The 16683-nt window shown below is 76.0% G+C and carries 11 protein-coding genes; 3 read left to right on the top strand and 8 right to left on the bottom strand.

The features are described from left to right. Window positions 1-7 precede the first annotated feature (7 nt). Window positions 8-1252, top strand: a complete 1245-nt coding sequence (locus tag AC0B61_RS26815) for a vWA domain-containing protein (protein WP_471743392.1) — start codon at window positions 8-10, stop codon at window positions 1250-1252. Window positions 1253-1358: 106 nt separating this feature from the next. Further along, window positions 1359-2918 (top strand): purple acid phosphatase family protein, encoded by a 1560-nt coding sequence (locus AC0B61_RS26810; RefSeq protein WP_471743391.1) that lies wholly within the window; start codon window positions 1359-1361, stop codon window positions 2916-2918. Between the two features lie 103 nt (window positions 2919-3021). On the opposite strand, the gene AC0B61_RS26805 is transcribed toward AC0B61_RS26810, so the two are convergent. The 3 genes from AC0B61_RS26805 to AC0B61_RS26795 all read right to left on the bottom strand — a co-directional run bounded on the left by AC0B61_RS26805 (window position 3022) and on the right by AC0B61_RS26795 (window position 4490). Next, a complete protein-coding gene (locus AC0B61_RS26805) occupies window positions 3022-3243 on the bottom strand; it encodes a DUF6458 family protein (protein WP_471743390.1) in 222 nt (73 codons plus the stop codon). A 69-nt stretch (window positions 3244-3312) separates the two neighbouring features. Next, on the bottom strand, window positions 3313-3615 hold the full coding sequence (locus AC0B61_RS26800; RefSeq protein WP_471743388.1) for a WhiB family transcriptional regulator: 303 nt from the start codon (window positions 3613-3615) through the stop codon (window positions 3313-3315). Between the two features lie 299 nt (window positions 3616-3914). Then, complete coding sequence (locus AC0B61_RS26795; RefSeq protein ID WP_471743386.1) at window positions 3915-4490, bottom strand: TetR/AcrR family transcriptional regulator; 576 nt, start codon at window positions 4488-4490, stop codon at window positions 3915-3917. A gap of 135 nt (window positions 4491-4625) precedes the next feature. On the opposite strand from AC0B61_RS26795, the gene AC0B61_RS26790 reads away from it, so the two are divergent. Next, window positions 4626-5363, top strand: coding sequence for an SDR family oxidoreductase (locus AC0B61_RS26790; RefSeq protein ID WP_471743384.1), 738 nt, complete (start codon window positions 4626-4628; stop codon window positions 5361-5363). 128 nt (window positions 5364-5491) lie between these two features. On the opposite strand, the gene AC0B61_RS26785 is transcribed toward AC0B61_RS26790, so the two are convergent. The 5 genes from AC0B61_RS26785 to AC0B61_RS26765 all read right to left on the bottom strand — a co-directional run bounded on the left by AC0B61_RS26785 (window position 5492) and on the right by AC0B61_RS26765 (window position 16466). Continuing rightward, complete coding sequence (locus AC0B61_RS26785; protein ID WP_471743383.1) at window positions 5492-8401, bottom strand: condensation domain-containing protein; 2910 nt, start codon at window positions 8399-8401, stop codon at window positions 5492-5494. Continuing rightward, window positions 8398-10227 (bottom strand): amino acid adenylation domain-containing protein, encoded by a 1830-nt coding sequence (locus AC0B61_RS26780; RefSeq protein WP_471743381.1) that lies wholly within the window; start codon window positions 10225-10227, stop codon window positions 8398-8400. The genes AC0B61_RS26785 and AC0B61_RS26780 overlap by 4 nt, the downstream gene beginning before the upstream one ends. A gap of 66 nt (window positions 10228-10293) precedes the next feature. Continuing rightward, a complete protein-coding gene (locus tag AC0B61_RS26775; RefSeq protein ID WP_471743380.1) occupies window positions 10294-12087 on the bottom strand; it encodes an amino acid adenylation domain-containing protein in 1794 nt (597 codons plus the stop codon). Window positions 12088-12159: 72 nt separating this feature from the next. Further along, on the bottom strand, window positions 12160-13329 hold the full coding sequence (locus AC0B61_RS26770; protein ID WP_471743378.1) for an acyl-CoA dehydrogenase family protein: 1170 nt from the start codon (window positions 13327-13329) through the stop codon (window positions 12160-12162). Next, complete coding sequence (locus AC0B61_RS26765) at window positions 13326-16466, bottom strand: non-ribosomal peptide synthetase (protein WP_471743376.1); 3141 nt, start codon at window positions 16464-16466, stop codon at window positions 13326-13328. The genes AC0B61_RS26770 and AC0B61_RS26765 overlap by 4 nt, the downstream gene beginning before the upstream one ends. Window positions 16467-16683: the final 217 nt, after the last annotated feature.

The following is a 16683-nucleotide window of genomic DNA, read 5'->3' as shown; positions in this document are numbered from 1 at the left end:
GGACGCCGTGAAACCGGTCATCAGGAAACCCGGCACCGGGAAGCTGGACGTCGAGAAGCTGTACGCCGCCCGGCTGCAGGCCGCCCGGGCCCGGCCGTACCTGGCGACCGCCCTGTTCGCGCTGCACCTGGTGGAGTCGCGGGAGGTGCCGACCATGGGCGTCGACCGGTACTGGCGCTGCTACGCCTCGCCGGCCTTCGTCGACCGCACGCCGGTGGAGGAACTCGCCGGCGTCTGGGTGCACGAGGTCTCGCACCTGCTGCGCGACCACCACGGGCGCGGCCGCCGGATCGCCCGCGAACTCGGCCTGGAGGGCCCGGCCGCGCAGCTGCGGACCAACATCGCCGCCGACTGCGAGATCAACGACGACGTGTACGGGGACGGCCTGGTCCGGCCGGCCGGGGCGGTCCTGCCCGACCGACTGCTGCTGCCCGTGGGGCTGCTGATGGAGGAGTACCTGCGCGGCTACCGGTTCCACCCGCGCGACCTGGACGCGGCCTGGCTGGACTGCGGCAGCGGCGCCGACGGCACCGACCGTCCCTGGGAGCTGGGCCCCGACGGCGCCCACGGGCTGACCGAGCAGGAGCGCGACGCCGTCCGCTTCCGGGTCGCCGAGGGCATCCGGGGCCGCCCCGGCAGCGCCCCGGCGGGCTGGCGGCGCTGGGCCGAGGAGGCGTTCCACCCGCCGCAGCCGTGGCGGCAGTTGCTGGGCGCGGCGGTGCGCTCGGCGGTGTCCGGGCCCGGCGCGGGCGAGGACTACAGCTACGGCCGCCCCGCCCGCCGGTCGGCCGGGGTGCCGGGCGTGCTCCTGCCGAGCCTGCGGCGGCGGCCGCCCCGGGTCGCGGTGGTCATCGACACGTCCGGGTCGGTGTCGGACGACGAGTTGGGCAGCGCCCTGTTGGAGGTCGCGGCGATCACGCGGGCGGTCGGCGGCCGCCGGGACCAGGTCAGTGTCGTCCCGTGCGACGCCGCCGCGCAGGCCGTCCACTCGCTCTGCCGGGTCGCGGGCATTCCGCTGGTCGGCGGCGGCGGCACGGACTTGCGCACCGGCTTCGACGCCGCCCTGCGCTCCGCCCCTCGGCCGGATGTCATCGTGGTGCTGACCGACGGCCAGACGCCGTGGCCGTCCGCCGCCCCGCCCTGCCGTACGGTCGTCGGCCTCTTCCCGCGATCGGGCGGCTACCGCGAGGACGACCCGGACTACCGCCCGGACTCCCCGCCGGAGTGGGCCCGGGTGGTGACCATCGGGTGAGCGGGCCTCGGATCGACGAATGCGGGGGCCAGGGCGGCGGCTGACGACGCGTCAGGTCCGGTAGTCCCTCTTGCCAGAAGTTAGGGAAGTTTCCTAACTTGGTGTCATGTCCGAGACACCACGGCACTCCCGGCGCGACCTCCTCCGAGTCGGCGCGGCGGGCGGCGCAGCCCTCGCCGCCGGCGGCCTCCTGCTGCCCGGCACCGCCCGGGCCACCCCGCGCCCCACCGCCCTCGACACCCCGCCCCTCCTCTCCCCCCGCGGCGACCGGACCGCCGGATCCGCCCTGCGCCCCTTCGGCCGACACCTCGCCTTCGGGGCCGACCCGTCCCGACAGGTCGTCGTCTCCTGGCAGGTGCCGGACGCGGTGACCGCGCCCTTCGTCCGGATCGGCCTCCAGCCCGGCGACTTCGGCGCCCCGGTCGCCGCCGAGGTCCGCACCCTGGTCAGCAAGCTGTCCTGGCAGCACCCGGTCGAGGACCAGCCCCTGGTCAGGCCCACCACGGTCACCCAGTACTACCTGCACGCGCGGCTCGACCAGCTGATCCCGGACACCACCTACTACTACGTCGTGGGTCACCAGGGCCACGACCCGGCGGGCCAGCACACCCGGCTCGGCGACGTGGCGAGCTTCCGCACCGCGCCCGCCCCCGGTCGCGGCGCCGGCTTCACCTTCACGGCCTTCGGCGACCAGGGCATCGGGTACAACGCGGCCGCCACCGGCAACCTGGTCGCCGGCCTCGACCCCGCGTTCCACCTCCACATGGGCGACCTGTCGTACGCCAACAGCGGCGGCAGCGGCACGACCGGCGACGCGTACGACGCCCGCCTGTGGGACTCCTTCTTCGTACAGAACGAACCCGTCGCCGCGCGGACCCCGTGGATGCTGGCGGTCGGCAACCACGAGATGGAGCCGTGGTACGGGCCCGACGGCTACGGGGGTGTCCGCGCCCGGTTCACGATGCCCGACAACGCCTGGGACCAGTCCACCGGCATCTACTCCTGGCGCTACCAGAACGTCGGCATGGTCAGCCTCGACGGCAACGACATCTGCTACAACACCCCGGTCAACCTCAACCACACCAAGGGCAAGCAGAAGAAGTGGCTGGACAGCCGGCTCGCCGCGCTGCGCGCCGACGCCGGGATCGACTTCATCGTGGTCTACCTGCACCAGTGCACGTACTCCACCTGCCACGACAACGGCGCCGAACTCGGCGCGCAGCAGGACTGGGCCCCGCTGTTCGACAAGTACCAGGTGGACCTGGTGCTCAGCGGCCACAACCACGTCTACGAGCGGACCGACCCGATCCGCGCCGGAAAGGCCACCCGCAAGGTCGGCCCCGGTGACACCGTCAACCCGGTGAAGGACGGCACCACGTACGTCGTCGCGGGCGGCGGTGGCGGCGGGCTCTACAAGTTCCCGGCCTCCGACACCTATCTCGGGCACGAGACCGCGAACGACGCCCCGGTGCCGATGGTGGTGTCCGACCCGAGCGGCCACGAGCAGACCGTCAAGGTCACCTGGTCCAGGGTCCGTTACACCGGCTACTGCCTGGTGGCGGTGGACGTGACCCCCGCTGCCGGGGGTGCGCCGGCCCGTCTGGAGGTGCGGTCCCTCACCGAGGACGGCACGGCCGTGGACCGGGTCACCGTGCAGCGCGGCTGACGCGGCCCGGACCGGTAGCGGCCGCCGGCCCCGGGGCCGCTACTCGGGCGGGCGGTCGCCGGGCTTGGCGAGCGCCGCGCCGGTCGGGCCGCCTACCCACGCCTCATTCGTAGTAGCGCCGTTCCTCGACGACTTCGTCGGCGCCCGCCCGGCCCGTGAAGCGCCGTCGCCGGAAGACGCTCGCGTAGGTGATCAGGCCGAGCAGGCCGGCGGCCATCAGGATCCAGCCGACCATGTGCACGTTGACCCCGGACAGGTGCCAGTCGACGCCGAACGCCAACACCGCGCCCAGGGCGAACAGGAGGATGCAACCGCCGATACCCATCGTCTTCACTCTCTCTCGCAGAACTGGGGCCCGCGCATGCACCAACTCTCCTGGCGCCCGGGCCGGTTGCTAGGCGGCGGCGGAGGAATGGCGGCGCCGCCCGCGGGCGAGCAGGACCCGGCGTTCCTCCTCCGTCAGACCGCCCCACACGCCGTAGGGCTCACGGACGTCCATCGCGTACTGGCGGCACTGGGCGAGGACCGGGCAGCGGGCGCACACCGACTTCGCCACCTGCTCACGGTGCTTCGCCGCGGCGCCGCGCTCGTTGGTCGGGTGGAAGAAGACGCTGCTGTCAACGGTGCGACAGGTCCCCTTCAACTGCCAGGACCAGCGGTGCTCGAACGGTCCGGGGAGGCGGGATGTGTCGGACACGAGGGGCTCCTTCCGAGCGAGCAGTGGGTTTCCGCCCGCTCGTCTATCCCGATTCGCCGGGCCCATGCCCTTTCGCTCCGGAAATCCCGGTCCGTACCCGCCGACGGCCCCGCCACCGTCAGGGCCCGGCCGGTTCCGGGGGTTTGGGCCGCCGGACCGGGGTGAGACGAGCACCGGGTGGGCAACGAGCCCGGACGGCACCCCTCCCCTCCCCCGGGGTCCGCCGTCCGGGCCCGTCCCACCGCCGCCCAGAGCCCGGCCGCCGTGACGTCCATCCACCGGCGGCCGGGCGAGCGGGCTCACGGACGCGCCGTCAGCCCGTCCAGCGTGAGGTCCAGCAGGCGTTCGGCCCGCGCTCGCTGCTCCGGCGTGCCCGAGGTGAGGGCGATGCCTTCGAGGGCGGCGCCCAGGTCGGCGGGGCTGATGTCGGCACGGATCGCGCCGACGGCCGCGCAGGCGGCCATCAGCTCGGCGAGGGCCTGCCGGATCATGTCCCGGCTGTGGCCGTGCGGGTTGTTCCCGGCGGCGGCGATGGCGCGCAGCGCGTCGACCATCCCGGACTTGGCGGCGACGTAGTCGAGGAAGAGCCGCGTCCAGGCGTGCAGGGCCTGGTAGGGCGGCCGGGTGGCGAGCAGGCCGGGGACCGCATCGCACAACTGGGCCACCTCGTTGCGGTAGACCGCCTCGATCAGGGCTTCCCGGGTGGGGAAGTTGCGGTAGAGGGTGGCGCTGCCGACGCCTGCCGCCTTGGCGATGTGCTCCAGGCGGGCGTCGAGCCCTTCCTCGGCGTACGCGCGTACGGCGGCGGCGAGGATCCGGTCCCTGTTGCGCCGCGCGTCGGCGCGCAGCGGGCGCTGTGAGCTGCGGTCGGTCACCTGCCGTCCCTTCCTGTGACTGCCGGCCGGTTGCCAAACGGGGAGATCCCCACTTAGCGTGGAGCCAAGTGGAGGGATCCCCACTTCCATCGTAGGCCACACTTCGGCCTGCCCACCTTCGGGAAGGAAGCCGCCATGTCGGGCATCGAGGGCAAGGTCGTGGCAATCACCGGCGCCAGCAGCGGAATCGGCGCGGAGACCGCACTCCACCTCGCCGGGAAGGGGGCCCGGGTCGTGCTCGGGGCGCGACGCCAGGACCGGCTGGACGCGGTGGTGGCGCAGATCACGGCCCAGGGCGGCAGCGCCGTCGGGACCGTCGTCGACGTGACGCGCCGCAAGGACCTGCGGCGCCTGACGGACACGGCACTCGACCGGTTCGGCCGGCTCGACGTGCTGGTCTCCAACGCCGGCACCATGGCGGTGTCCCCGTTCGACGACCTGCGCCAGGACGACTGGGACGCCATGGTCGCCACCCACATCACCGGTCTGCTGAACGGGATCGCGGCGGCGCTGCCCGTCTTCCGGGAGCAGCGCTCCGGCCAGTTCGTCACCATCGCCTCCACCGCGGCCTACGCCGTGAAGTCCCCGCAGGCCGTGTACGCGGCGACCAAGACGGCGGTGAAGGTGCTGACCGAGGGTCTGCGCCAGGAGTCCGGGCCCGACCTGCGGGTCACCCTCGTCTCACCGGGCTTCACCGCCACCGAGGGCGTGGGCCAGGGAGGCAGCCCCGAGGCGGCGGCGGCGCTCGCCCGGCAGCGCGACGAGATCGCCATGCCGCCCTCCGCCGTCGCCTCCGCGATCTGCTACGCCATCGAACAGCCCGCGGGCATCGACGTCAGCGAGATCGTCGTCCGGCCCACGGTGCAGGCCTGACGAGCGGGCTCGGCCGCCCTGCACCGTGGGCGGGCGGACCCGGACGGACCTGAGGACCGGTTGCGGCGGCCGCGGCGGCAGGACGGAGAGGCCCGGAACGCCGGGCCCCTCCACCGTTCCACGCCGGCTCAGCCGACCATCGCCGCCAGTACGCTGCGCCAGTCCTCGCCGGGCTCCGGCGTGAGCGGGCCGGCCAGGGTCTCGGCACGGTAGCGCCAGGGGCGGCGCAGTTCCTCGTCCGCGTCCGGGCCGACCACGAGCGGGCTGTCGGAGCCGAGCAGGCGCACCAGCTCGGCCGTGAACTCCGCCCAGGAGACGTGCCCGCTCACCGCGTTGACGACCCGCCCGGCGGCCGGGTGGTCCACCGTGGCGCAGGCCGCGAGTGCGCGGCCGAGCGCGGCGGCGTGCACCCAGGAGGCGCCGTACCAGCCGTCGGCGCCGGCCTCCGGCAGGCTGATCGGCCGGCCGGCCAGGGCCGCCTGGAAGAGGGCGCCGGTGGAGCCCCAGCGGAGCTGGTCGCGCAGCCGGTGGTGCGGGCCCCAGACGATCGGGGCGCGGACGGCGGTGGCGGGGCCCCGGCCGGAGCCGGCCGCCTCGAACAGGATCCGCTCGCAGTCCAGCTTGGCCTGCCCGTACGGGGTGACCGCAGCGCCGCTCGGGCCGCCCTCGGGGACCTCGGTGCCCGCCGGGCGCCCGTATGCGTCGATGCTGCTGACGAAGACGAACGGGCCGCCGCCGCGCCAGCCGTCCACGAGTGCGCGCATCGCGGCGACGTCGGTGGCGTGGTCGGTGAACGTGCAGGCGGAGTGGATGACGGCGTCCACGCCCTCGACGGCGCGCCGCAGGCTGTCCGGGTCCGCGAGGTCGCCGGGCGCCACCTCGGCGCCGTGCAGGGCGGGCAGGTGCGCGGACTCCGGCCGGACCAGGACGCGCACCGGCCGGCCCTGGGCCATCAGCTCCTGCAGGACGGCCGCGCCGACTCCGCCGGTGGCGCCGGTGAGCAGGACGGTGCCGGTGCGGGAGCCGGTTCGGGTGGCCGGGCGGGCTCCGGTCCGGGCGAGGGCGGCGCGGCGCTCGTCCTCGCGGGTGGCGAGCAGCGCGGCGAGGGCGCGCGGGGTGCGCTGCTCCAGGATGTCGAGGCCGGTGAGCGGCAGCCCGGTGCGGGTGCGCAGGCGTTCGGCGAGTTGGACGGCGACCAGGGAGTGGCCGCCGAGGGCGAAGAAGTCGCCGTCGGCGGGCGGGGTGGTGCCGAGCAGTTCGCCGAACGCCGCCCGGACGGTGTCCACCGGGCCGTCCCGGAGCGGCCGCCCGCCGTCGAGCCGCCCGCCGTGGAGCGGTGCGCCCGGGAGCGGTGTGGCGCCGGGCAGCCGGTCGCGGTCGGGGGTGCCGTCGGGGTGGCGGGGCAGCCGGTCCACCAGCGTGACGGCGCGCGGCAGTTCGGCGGCCGGGAGCCGACGGCGCAGGGCGGCCCGCAGCTGGGCGCCGTTCGGGGCGACGGGGCCGCGCACCACGGCGTAGGCGAGCGGCGGGCCGTCGGCGGTCTCGACGACGGCCGCTTCGACCACTCCCGGGTCGTCCGACAGGAGTTCGACGACGGGGTGTTCGGCGGCGGGGTGTCCGGCGGCGGGGTGTCCGGCGGCGGGGTGTCCGGCGGCGCTCAGCGGGCCGCCGGGCAGGTCGCCGAGGCGCTGGTCCGCGTCGCCGGCCACCGCCGTGAGCACGTCGGCGAAGGCGTCGAGGAGTCGCCCGGCCGTGGCCTCGTCCAGCGCGTCCTGGTCGTGCTGCACCAGGCAGCGCGGCGCTGGGCCGTCCTCCAGGAGCAGCGCCAGGCCGAACTTGGCGAGCCCCAGGTCGAGTTCGACGTTCTCGGTGTCCAGGCCCGGCAGCTCCAGCGGCGCGGCGGGCTGGACGAGGTCACAGCTGACCGAGAGCAGCGGGGTGCCGTCCGCTCCGCGGGCGGCGGCGCCGAGCCGCTCGACCACCAGGTCGAAGGGTACGTCGTGGTGCTGCTGCGCGTCGAGCAGGGCGGTGCGCACCTCGGCCAGCAGCTCCGTGAACGACTGGCTCCCGGTCGGTTCGGCGCGCACCGCGAGGGTGTTGACGCCGAGGCCGACGGTGCGGCGCAGTTCGGGCCGGGCCCGGTGGCCGCTCGCACACCCGAGGACGAGGTCGTTCCGGCCGGCGGCGGTGCGCAGGGTGGCGAACGCGGCGGCCAGGACGACGGTGAACAGCGTGGCGCCGTTCCGTGCGCCGAGGGCGCGCAGCCCGTCGACGACTGCGGGGTCGAGCGGAACGGTGTGCAGCGCGGCCCGGCGTTCGCGGGCACCGGGCGGAACGGGCCGCAGCAGCGGCAGCGGGCGGGCCCCGGCCAGCCGGGCGGCGAGGGCGTCGGCACCGGCCGTCAACTCGGCGTCACGGGCGCGCTCCTGTCGGGCGTAGTCCGCGTACGACGGTCCTGGCGGCGGGAGTTGGGCGGCCACTCCGTCGCGTTCGGCGGCGTAGAGCGCGGCGAGGTCGGCGGCGAGCAAGGGCAGTGATCCGCCGTCCACGGCGATGTGATGGATCGCCAGCAACAGCGTGTGGTCCTGCGGGCCGTGCCGCAGCAGGAGGGCGCGCAGCACCGGGCCGGCGGCGAGGTCGAACGGGCGGGCCGCTTCGGCGGCGAGCCGCTCGGTGGCCGCGGGGTCCGCCACCGCTTCCACGACGGGCAGCGGGACCGGGGCGACCGGGTCGATCCGCTGGTACGGCTGCTCGCCCCGGCGCGGGTAGCGGGTCCGCAGGACGGCGTGGCGCTCGGTGAGCCCGGTGATCGCGGCGGCGAGGGCGGCCGGGTCGAGCGGGCCGCGCAGTCGGGTGGCGATCGGGACGTTGTAGAGGGCGCCGCCCTGGCCGAGGTGGTCCATCAGCCACATCCGCTGCTGGGCGTGCGAGAGCGGGGCCGGGCCGTCGGGTACGGCGGGGCGCTCGGGCGGGGCGTCGGCGGCGTTCCGGCGGCTGCGAGCGCGGCGCAGCAGGTCGTCCTGGTCGACGGCGGTCACCGGGCGCCTCCCGCGGCGTGGCCCGAGGCCGCCGGTACGGCGCCCGCCGCCGCGTCGGGGCGGTCAGGGCCGTCGTCGGCGCGCAGAGCCCGTTCCAGCAGGTCCGCCTGCCCGGCGACCGTCGGGTGGTCCATGAAGTCGGCGAGCGACAGTTCGACCCCGAGGTCCTCGCGCAGGTCGTCGACGACCCACATGGCGAGCAGCGAGTGGCCGCCCTCGGCGAGGAAGTCGGCGGCCGGGTCGGTGACCGGGCGCTCCAGGGCCCGGCCCCACGCCTCGGCGACGACCTGCTGGATCGGGGTGAGCTCGCCGCCTCCGGAGGGGCGCCGCGCGGCGCCGTCGTCGTCGGCCAGGGCCCGCCGGTCCACCTTCCCGGCGCCGGTGAGCGGCAGCGCGCCGAGTACGGTCCAGGCGGTGGGCACCAGGTGGGCGGGCAGCCGCTCGGCGAGCCGGGTGCGCAGCGTCTCGACGGCCGGTCCGGCGCCCTCTGCGAGGACGAGGCAGGCGGTGAGGGCGGCGTCGGCCTGCCCGGCGCGACGGACCACGACCGCCGCCTCCGCGATCTCGGGCAGTTGGAGCAGCGCGTGCTCGACCTCGCCCGGTTCGATCCGGAAGCCGCGCAGCTTGACCTGTTCGTCGGTCCGGCCGTGGAACTCCAGGATGCCGTCGGGCCGTTCCCGGACGAGGTCGCCGCTGCGGTAGGCCCGCCCGGTGCCCGGCAGGTCGCGGAAGCGCTCGGCGGTCAGCTCGGGCCGGTTGAGGTAGCCGTGGGCGAGGCGGTCGCCGGCGATCCACAGCTCGCCGATCGTGCCCGGTGCCACGGGTTCGCCGTGCTCGTCCAGGACCAGGACGCGGGCGCCGCCGAAGGGCCGGCCGATCGGGATCGGGCCCGCGCAGTCGGCCTGGGTGACCCAGTGCAGGGTGGTGAAGGTGGTGGCCTCGGTCGGCCCGTAGACGTTGACCAGTTCGAGCCAGGGGAAGGCCCGCAGCACCGCGCCGGCGTGTTCGGGCGACAGCACCTCGCCGCCGACGGCCACGGTGCGCAGCACCCCGAAGATCCGGGACTGCCGGGCGGCCAGGTGGTGGAAGAGCGCGCTGGTGAGCAGCAGTGTGGTGACGCCGAACCGCTCGACGTCGCGGCCGAGTTCCTCGGCGGTGGGCCGGTCGGCCGGGGAGACGGCGACGGCGGCGCCCCGGGCCAGCGGGGCCCACAGCTCGAAGGTGGAGGCGTCGAAGGTGACGGCGGAGTGGAACAGCACCCGGTCGCGCGGGCCGACGGCGATGGCGCCCGGGGCGGTGACCAGGTCGGCGATGGCGCCGTGTGGGACGAGCACGCCCTTGGCCCGCCCGGTGGAGCCGGAGGTGTAGAAGACCAGGGCGGGCGCGGTCGGCTCGGCGGCGTCCGGCGCCGCCACCCCCGCGGCGTCGGTGACGTCGGTGCCGCGCTCGGTCAGCACGAGGATCCGCTCCTCGGCCAGCCCGGCCTCCGCGAGCAGCGCCTTGTCGCCGAGGACGAGCCGGACCCCGGCGTCGGCGGTCATCTCGGCGATGCGCGGGCGCGGGTAGGCCGGGTCGAGCGGGAGGACGTGGCCGCCGGCCCGCCAGATCGCGAGCTGGGCGACGACCAGGCGGGTGGAACGGGCGCAGAGCAGGCCGACGGCGCTGCCGGGCCCGATCCCCCGGGCGGCCAGGACGGCGGCCAACCGGCTGGCGGCGTCGTGGAGTTCGCGGTAGGTCAGGACGGTGGAGCCGTCGGTCACGGCGAGCGCGTCGGGCTGCTGCTCGGCCTGCCGGGCGATCAGTGCGGGCATGGTCGCGGTGGTCATGGTGGTTCCCTTCCGGGCGCCCCGGCCGAACGGGCCGGGGCGCCTCGCTGAGGAGGTGCGGGCGGGTCAGGTGGTGGCGGTGCGGGCGGCCACCCGCTCCTCGACCAGCCGGGCGACGGCCCGCAGGTCCGGCTGGCGCAGCACCAGGGGCGCCCGCAGCCGTATCCCGTACTCGCTTTCCAGGGCCTCCAGCAGTCGGGCGGCGGCGAGCGAATTGCCGCCCGACGCCAGGAAGTTGTCCGCCGGCCCGAGGTCGGCGCGGCCGATCAGCTCGCGACTCAGCTTCAGCACGGTGCGCTCGACGGGGGTGTCGCCCTCCGCGCCGACGGGCTCCGGCGGCGCGGCGGCCAGCAGCGCGCGGCGGTCCACCTTGCCGTTGGCGTCGAGCGGGAAGCGGTCCACCAGGCGGACGGCCGCGGGCACCGCCTGCTCCGGCAGCCAGGGCCGGGCGGCGTCGAGCAGGCGCGCCGGGTCGGCGCCGTCCTCGGCCTGGACGAAGGCGAGCAGCCGGGCGCCGCCGGTCGGCGCCTGCTCGGCGGCGACCACCGCCCGGCGCACCCGCGGGTCGCGCTCGAACGCGGCCTCGACCTCGGCGGGTTCGATCCGCACGCCGCTGACCTTGACCTGGTCGTCCAGGCGGCCGTGGAACTCCAGCACGCCGTCAGGACGCATGACGACCCGGTCGCCGGTGCGGTAGACCCGGTCGGTCCCGGCCACGCCGTCGGGCGCGCCGACGAAGCGGCGGGCGGTCAGCTCGGGGTCGAGGTAGCCGGCGGCCAGGCCGCGGCCGCCGATCCGCAGCTCGCCGGAGGTGCCGCGCGGCACGGGCCGGCCGTCCTCGTCGGTGACGAGCACGACCACGCCCGGGATCGGCAGCCCGATCGGCGGGGCGCCCGCGCCGTGGTCGGCGCCGGGCGCCATGCTGTGCACGGTGGTGGTGACGGTGGCCTCGGCGGGGCCGTAGGCGTTGTGGACGGTCGCGGTGACGTCGGGCCCGGGGGCACGGCGCAGCCGGTCGCCGCCGATCATGAGGTGGCGCAGGGCCAGGCCGGCGGGCCAGGGCCGGCCGAGGACGGGCTCGGCCAGCGGGGTGGGCAGCACGGCCGCGGTGATGCCGGCCTCGCGCCACCAGTCGGTGAGCGCGCCGGAGTCCCAGCGGACCGCCTCGGGCGCGATGACCAGGGCGGCGCCGGAGGTGAGGCCGGCCCACAGCTCCTGGACGTGCGGGTCGAAGGCGACGCCGATCAGCAGGCTGTGCCGCTCGCCGGGGCCGAGGCCGGTCAGCTCGCGGTAGTACTGCAGCAGCGAGCCGAGCGCCGGTTCGGTGACGGCGACGGCCTTCGGGGTGCCGGTGGAGCCGGAGGTGAGCACCGCGTAGTGGGTGCCGGCCGGGACGCGCACCTGCTCGCCGGGCGTCAGGCTGGCCACCACGCCCTCGGTGGGCAGGTCCAGCGGCAGCCGCTCGCCGCCGGGGGGCAGCAGGCCCGGCTCGCCGACCAGGCAGGTCGGGCGCAGCTGCTCGGCGACGGCCCGCAGCCGGTGCTCGCCGGGGCGGGGGCCGAGCGGCAGGTGGACGGCGCCGAGCTTGGCGGCGGCCAGGGTGACGGCCACCAGCGACACCGAGTGGCCGAGGCAGACGCCGAGCAGGTCGCCGGGGCCGACCCTGCCGCGCAGGGTCTCGGCGACTCTGTCGGCGAGGCGGTCGAGTTCGGCGTAGCTGTGGACGCGCTCGCCGTCGATCAGGGCGGGGGCGTCGGGGGTGCGGTGCACCCAGGTGCTGAAGAGGTCGAGGACGGCGCCGTCCTGGTGCGGACGGCCGTACCCGATGCTCAGGGTCTCCGCGGTCCGGGGCTCGGTCACGGGCTCGGTCGTGGTCAAGGACGCCGTCGCAATCTGGTGTTCCATCGTGGTCTCCGGGTTCATGACGGTCCGTCAGTTCAGGCCCATGGAGCGGGCGATGATCACCTTCTGGACCTCGGAGGTCCCCTCGATGATCGTGGTCATCCGCACGTAGCGGTACAGGAACTCCAGCGGGTGGCCGCGCACCCAGCCGGTGGCGCCGTGCACCTGGAGCGAGCGGTCGACCGCGCGGACGGCGGTCTCGGAGGCGGTGAGCTTGGCGAGCGCGGCGTTCTCGGGCGCCTCGGTGCCCTCGTCGACCAGCCGGGCGCAGGCGAGGGTGAGCAGCTTGGAGGCCTCGACCTCGGCCCGGGTGGCGACCAGGTGCTCCTGGACGTGCTGGTACTCGCCGATCACCCGGCCGAAGGCGCGCCGGTCCTTGGCGTACTCGACGCCGGCCCGCAGCGCGTACTCGGCGATGCCGTTGCACATCGCGGCGACCACCAGGCGGCCGCGGGAGAGGCTGTCCATGGCGAGGGCGGTGGCCGCGCCGACGGCGTCCTCGCCGCCGATCACGGCCTCCGGGCCGACGGTGACCTGGTCCAGCAGCAGTTCGAACAGCGGCTCGCCGGACATGCCCTCGTAGCGCTGGCCGATCCGCAGGCCGGGCTGGTCCATCGGCAGCACGAACGCGGTGGCGCCGGTCGTGGCGCCGTCGCCGAGGTCGGTGGCGGCGACGACGAGGGCGATCCCGGCGTGCTCGGCGTTGCTGACGAAGGTCTTGCGGCCGTTGAGCACCCACCGGTCGCCCTCGCGCACGGCGGTGGTGGTGAGCCGGAAGGCGTCCGAGCCGGCGTGCGGCTCGGTGAGGGCCAGGCAGCGGGTCTGCTCGCCGCGCACCAGCGGGACGAGGTGGCGTTCGACCTGCTCGGGGGTGCCGTTGCGCAGCAGCGGGCTGGGGCCGTCGGAGCCGGCCAGCGCGTACGGCGCGAGGACGCAGCCGCTGCGCCCGGCCGCGTGGTGCAGCAGGACGACGGCGGTGAAGGGCATGTCGGCGCCGCCGAGTTCCTCGGGGTAGTCGCCGGCGTAGAAGCCGAGGGCGGCGGAGCGCTTGCGGACGTAGCTGCGCAGGTCGGTCGGCACCTGGTCGGCGGTCTCGGGCAACTCGGCGGCCAGCGGGACGAGTTCGCGGCGGATGAAGCTCTCGAAGGCTTCGACGAGCTCGCGGTGGCCGGCTTCCAGGACGGCGGAGGGGGCGGTCACTTGGCATCTCCCGTGAGGGCGCGGGCCTGGTCGGCCAGGACGGCGTGGCGGAACAGGGTGCGCAGCGGCGGGCGGCTGCCGATGTGGGGTTCCAGGTAGGCGGCGAGCTGGGCGGCGAGCAGCGAGTGGCCGCCGACTTCGAAGAAGTGCGAGTCCGCGGTGAACCGGTCGTGGCCGAGCACCTCGCGCCAGGCGGCGGCGATCAGCTCCTGGCCGGGGTCGGCGAAGGCGCTCGGCGTGTTCCGCTCCTCGGCGGCGGCCTCGTCGGCCCCCTCGTCCGCCAGGCGGAGCAGGGCGGCGCGGTCGGGCTTGCCGCCGGGCAGGGTCGGCATCGCCGGGACGGCCGTCCAGCTCGCCGGGACGAGCCCGCCGGGCAGGCGGCGGGCGAGGGCCTCGTGCAGGGCGCCCTGGTCGGGGCGGTCGGCGCCCTCCAGGAAGCCGACCAGTCGGGGGCCGGTGCGCGGGTCGGTGTGCAGCACCACGGCGCAGGAGCGGCCGCCGAGTTCTGCGGAGGCGGCGGCCTCGATCTCCTCCAGTTCGATCCGGTGGCCGCGCAGCTTGACCTGGTTGTCGGCGCGGCCGAGGAAGCACAGCCGTCCGTCCAGGTCGCGGTAGCCGCGGTCGCCGGTGCGGTAGACGCGGGCGCCGCCGAGCGCGGGGACGGTGACGAAGCGGGCGGCGGTCGGCTCCGGCAGGCCCAGGTAGCCGTCGGCCACCATCGGGCCGCCGACGACGAGTTCGCCGACGCCGCCGGCCGGCAGCGGGCGCAGCGTCTCGTCCAGGACGTGCATGCGCACGCCGTCGAGTTCGGTGCCGAGCGGGATCTCGCCGTCCGCGGCGACGTCGGCGGCGGTCACCTCGTACACGGTGGAGGTGACGGTGGCCTCGGTGACGCCGTAGGCGTTCAGCACGGTGGTGGCCCCGGCCAGGTCGGCGAGCGCCCGGGCGGGCAGGCGCTCGCCGCCGAGGACGAGCAGCCGGGGCGTCCAGCGGCCGTCGCGCAGCGCCTCGCGCAGGTCCTCGCGGACGGCGAGGAGGTAGCTGGTCGGCAGGTTGGCGACGGTCACGCCGCGGGCGGCCAGGACGGCCACCAGCTCGGGCCCGGTGGGCACTTCGCGCTGCGGCACGACCAGGGTGGCGCCGGCCGCGAGGGCGGGCAGCACCTCCTCCAGCGCCACGTCGAAGGACGGCCGGGCGAACAGCAGCACCCGGTCGGCGGAGGTGAGTCCGTAGCGGGCGGCGATCGTGGTGACGTACCCGGCGAGGGCGTCGCGGCCGACCAGGACGGGCTTGGGCACGCCGGTGGAGCCGGAGGTGTGGATCAGATAGGCGGCGCCGTCCAGGACGGCGGCGGGTTCGGCCTTCGGGAAGGCGGGGCCGTCCAGCAGCGCCGGGGTGACGCCCTCGGCGGGCAGCGCCAGCGCGCTGTGCCGGGTGGCCAGGACCAGGGCCGGGTTCAGGCGCTCCAGCAGCAGGCCGAGCCGGGCGGCCGGGTCCTCGGTGGACAGCGGCGCGTGGACGGCGCCGTGCCGCAGGCAGGCGAGCAGGGCGACCACGCTGTCCGCGCCGCGCGGCAGTACGGTGGCCACCGGCTGGCCGGGGGCGACCCCGGCGGCGCGCAGCCGCTCGACCAGCTCGGTGACGCGGCGGTCGAGTTCGCCGTAGCTGATCCGCTCGGTGCCGGCCAGCAGGGCGAGCGCGGTGGGGTCGTGGGCGGCGGCCGGGTCGAGGACGGCCGCCAGGTCGGCCGGCGTGACGGCGGGCGTGACGGCGGGCGTGACCGCGGACGCGACGGCGGCCGGCTCGGCCTCGGGCGCGGGGGCCAGCTCGGCGATCGGCGCCTGCGGGCGGTCCAGGTAGCAGCGCAGCAGCTCCAGCAGCCGCTCGGACAGCAGCACCGCCTCGGACTCGCGGAAGAGGTCCGCGTCGTAGTCCCACACCAGGGTCATCCCGGCGGCGCCGTGCTTCTCGCCGACCACCCGGCGGTCGTCGGGCAGCAGCACCAGGTCGAGGTCGAAGCGGGTGGTGCCGGTGTTGAAGCCCTCGTACAGCGAGACCTCCAGCCCGGGCGCCTGGACGTCGGGCAGCGCCGCGTCGTGCGCGCTGAACATCACGTTGAACAGCGGGTTGTCGGCGCCGCTGGTGTGCAGGCCGAGCCGGCGGGTCAGCTCCTGCACCGGCAGGTCCTGGTACGGCAGGGCGCGCATCAGGACGTCGGTCACCTCGTCCACGGCCTCGGTGCCCGGCGCCGCCGGGTCGAGCCGCAGGCGCAGCGGCACGGTGTTCACGAACATGCCGACGGTGCCCTCGAAGCCCTCCGGCCGGTTGCCGACGGCGGTGCCGACCACCAGCTCGCGGTGTCCGCTGTGCCGGCGCAGCAGTTCGGCGAGCAGGGCGAGCAGCGTGCTGAACGGAGTGTGGCCGTCCGCCGTGCTGCGCTCGCGCAGCCGCTCGGCCAGGTCGGCGCCGATCGCCTGGCGCAGCTGCCCGCCCCGGTGGCGCCGCTCGACGCCCGGCCGGGCCAGCCCCGGCAGCGTGACCTCGCGCGGCGCGTCGGCCAACTCCCGGGACCAGAAGTCGAGTGCGCGGTCGCGGGGGACGTCGGCGGCGGCGCGCGCGTGCTCCTCGTACGAGGGGGCGGCGGGCAGGTCGTACGGCTCGCCGAGGACCCGGGCGCGGTAGACGGTGAACAGGTCGCGCAGCAGGATCGCGAAGGAGTGGCCGTCGTGGACGAGGTGGTGCTCGACGTGGACCAGCCGGTGGTGGTCCTCGGCCAGTCGGACCAGGTGCCAGCGCAGCAGCGGCGCCCGCTCGGTGTCCACCGGCTCCTCCGCCTCGGCGGCGAGCAGCCGGCGGAAGGCGGCCTCCGGATCGGCCTCGGCCTCGAAGTCGCTGTGCCGCAGCTCGGGTTGACAGTCCTCGGCGACCCGCTGGCCGGGCAGACCCTCCGCCCGGGGCACCAACTCCAGTCGCAGGCCCGGGTGGTGGGCCAGGACGGCGGTCAGGCCGGCGTGCAGCGCGTCCCGGTCGAGGGTGCCCCAGAGGTCGAGGACGGCGGTGAAGTTGTAGGCGCGGCTGCCCGGCAGCATCTGTTCGTGCAGCCAGACGATTTCCTGCGACGGAGAAAGTGCGAACATGGGCGGCTCCCTTGTGTGGTGGGCTTGTCGGCACTGCGGTGGCCGGCGGCGGGCGTGGGGTGGTCCCGCTCCGGCCGGTGGACCGGCCGCCCCCGGGTGAGGGTGCGGCCCGGGGTCCGGGCACCCGGTCGGGCGCGCCGTCGGGCACGCGCGGCCGGGCAGGGCGGACCCGCCAGGGCGGGTCCGGGGGGACGGACCCGGCGGGGCGGGTCCGGCG

This window comes from Kitasatospora sp. NPDC023385, assembly GCF_055664045.1.
The sequence above is the reverse complement of the archived record's forward strand: the minus strand, read 5'-3'. Positions and strand labels throughout refer to the sequence as shown.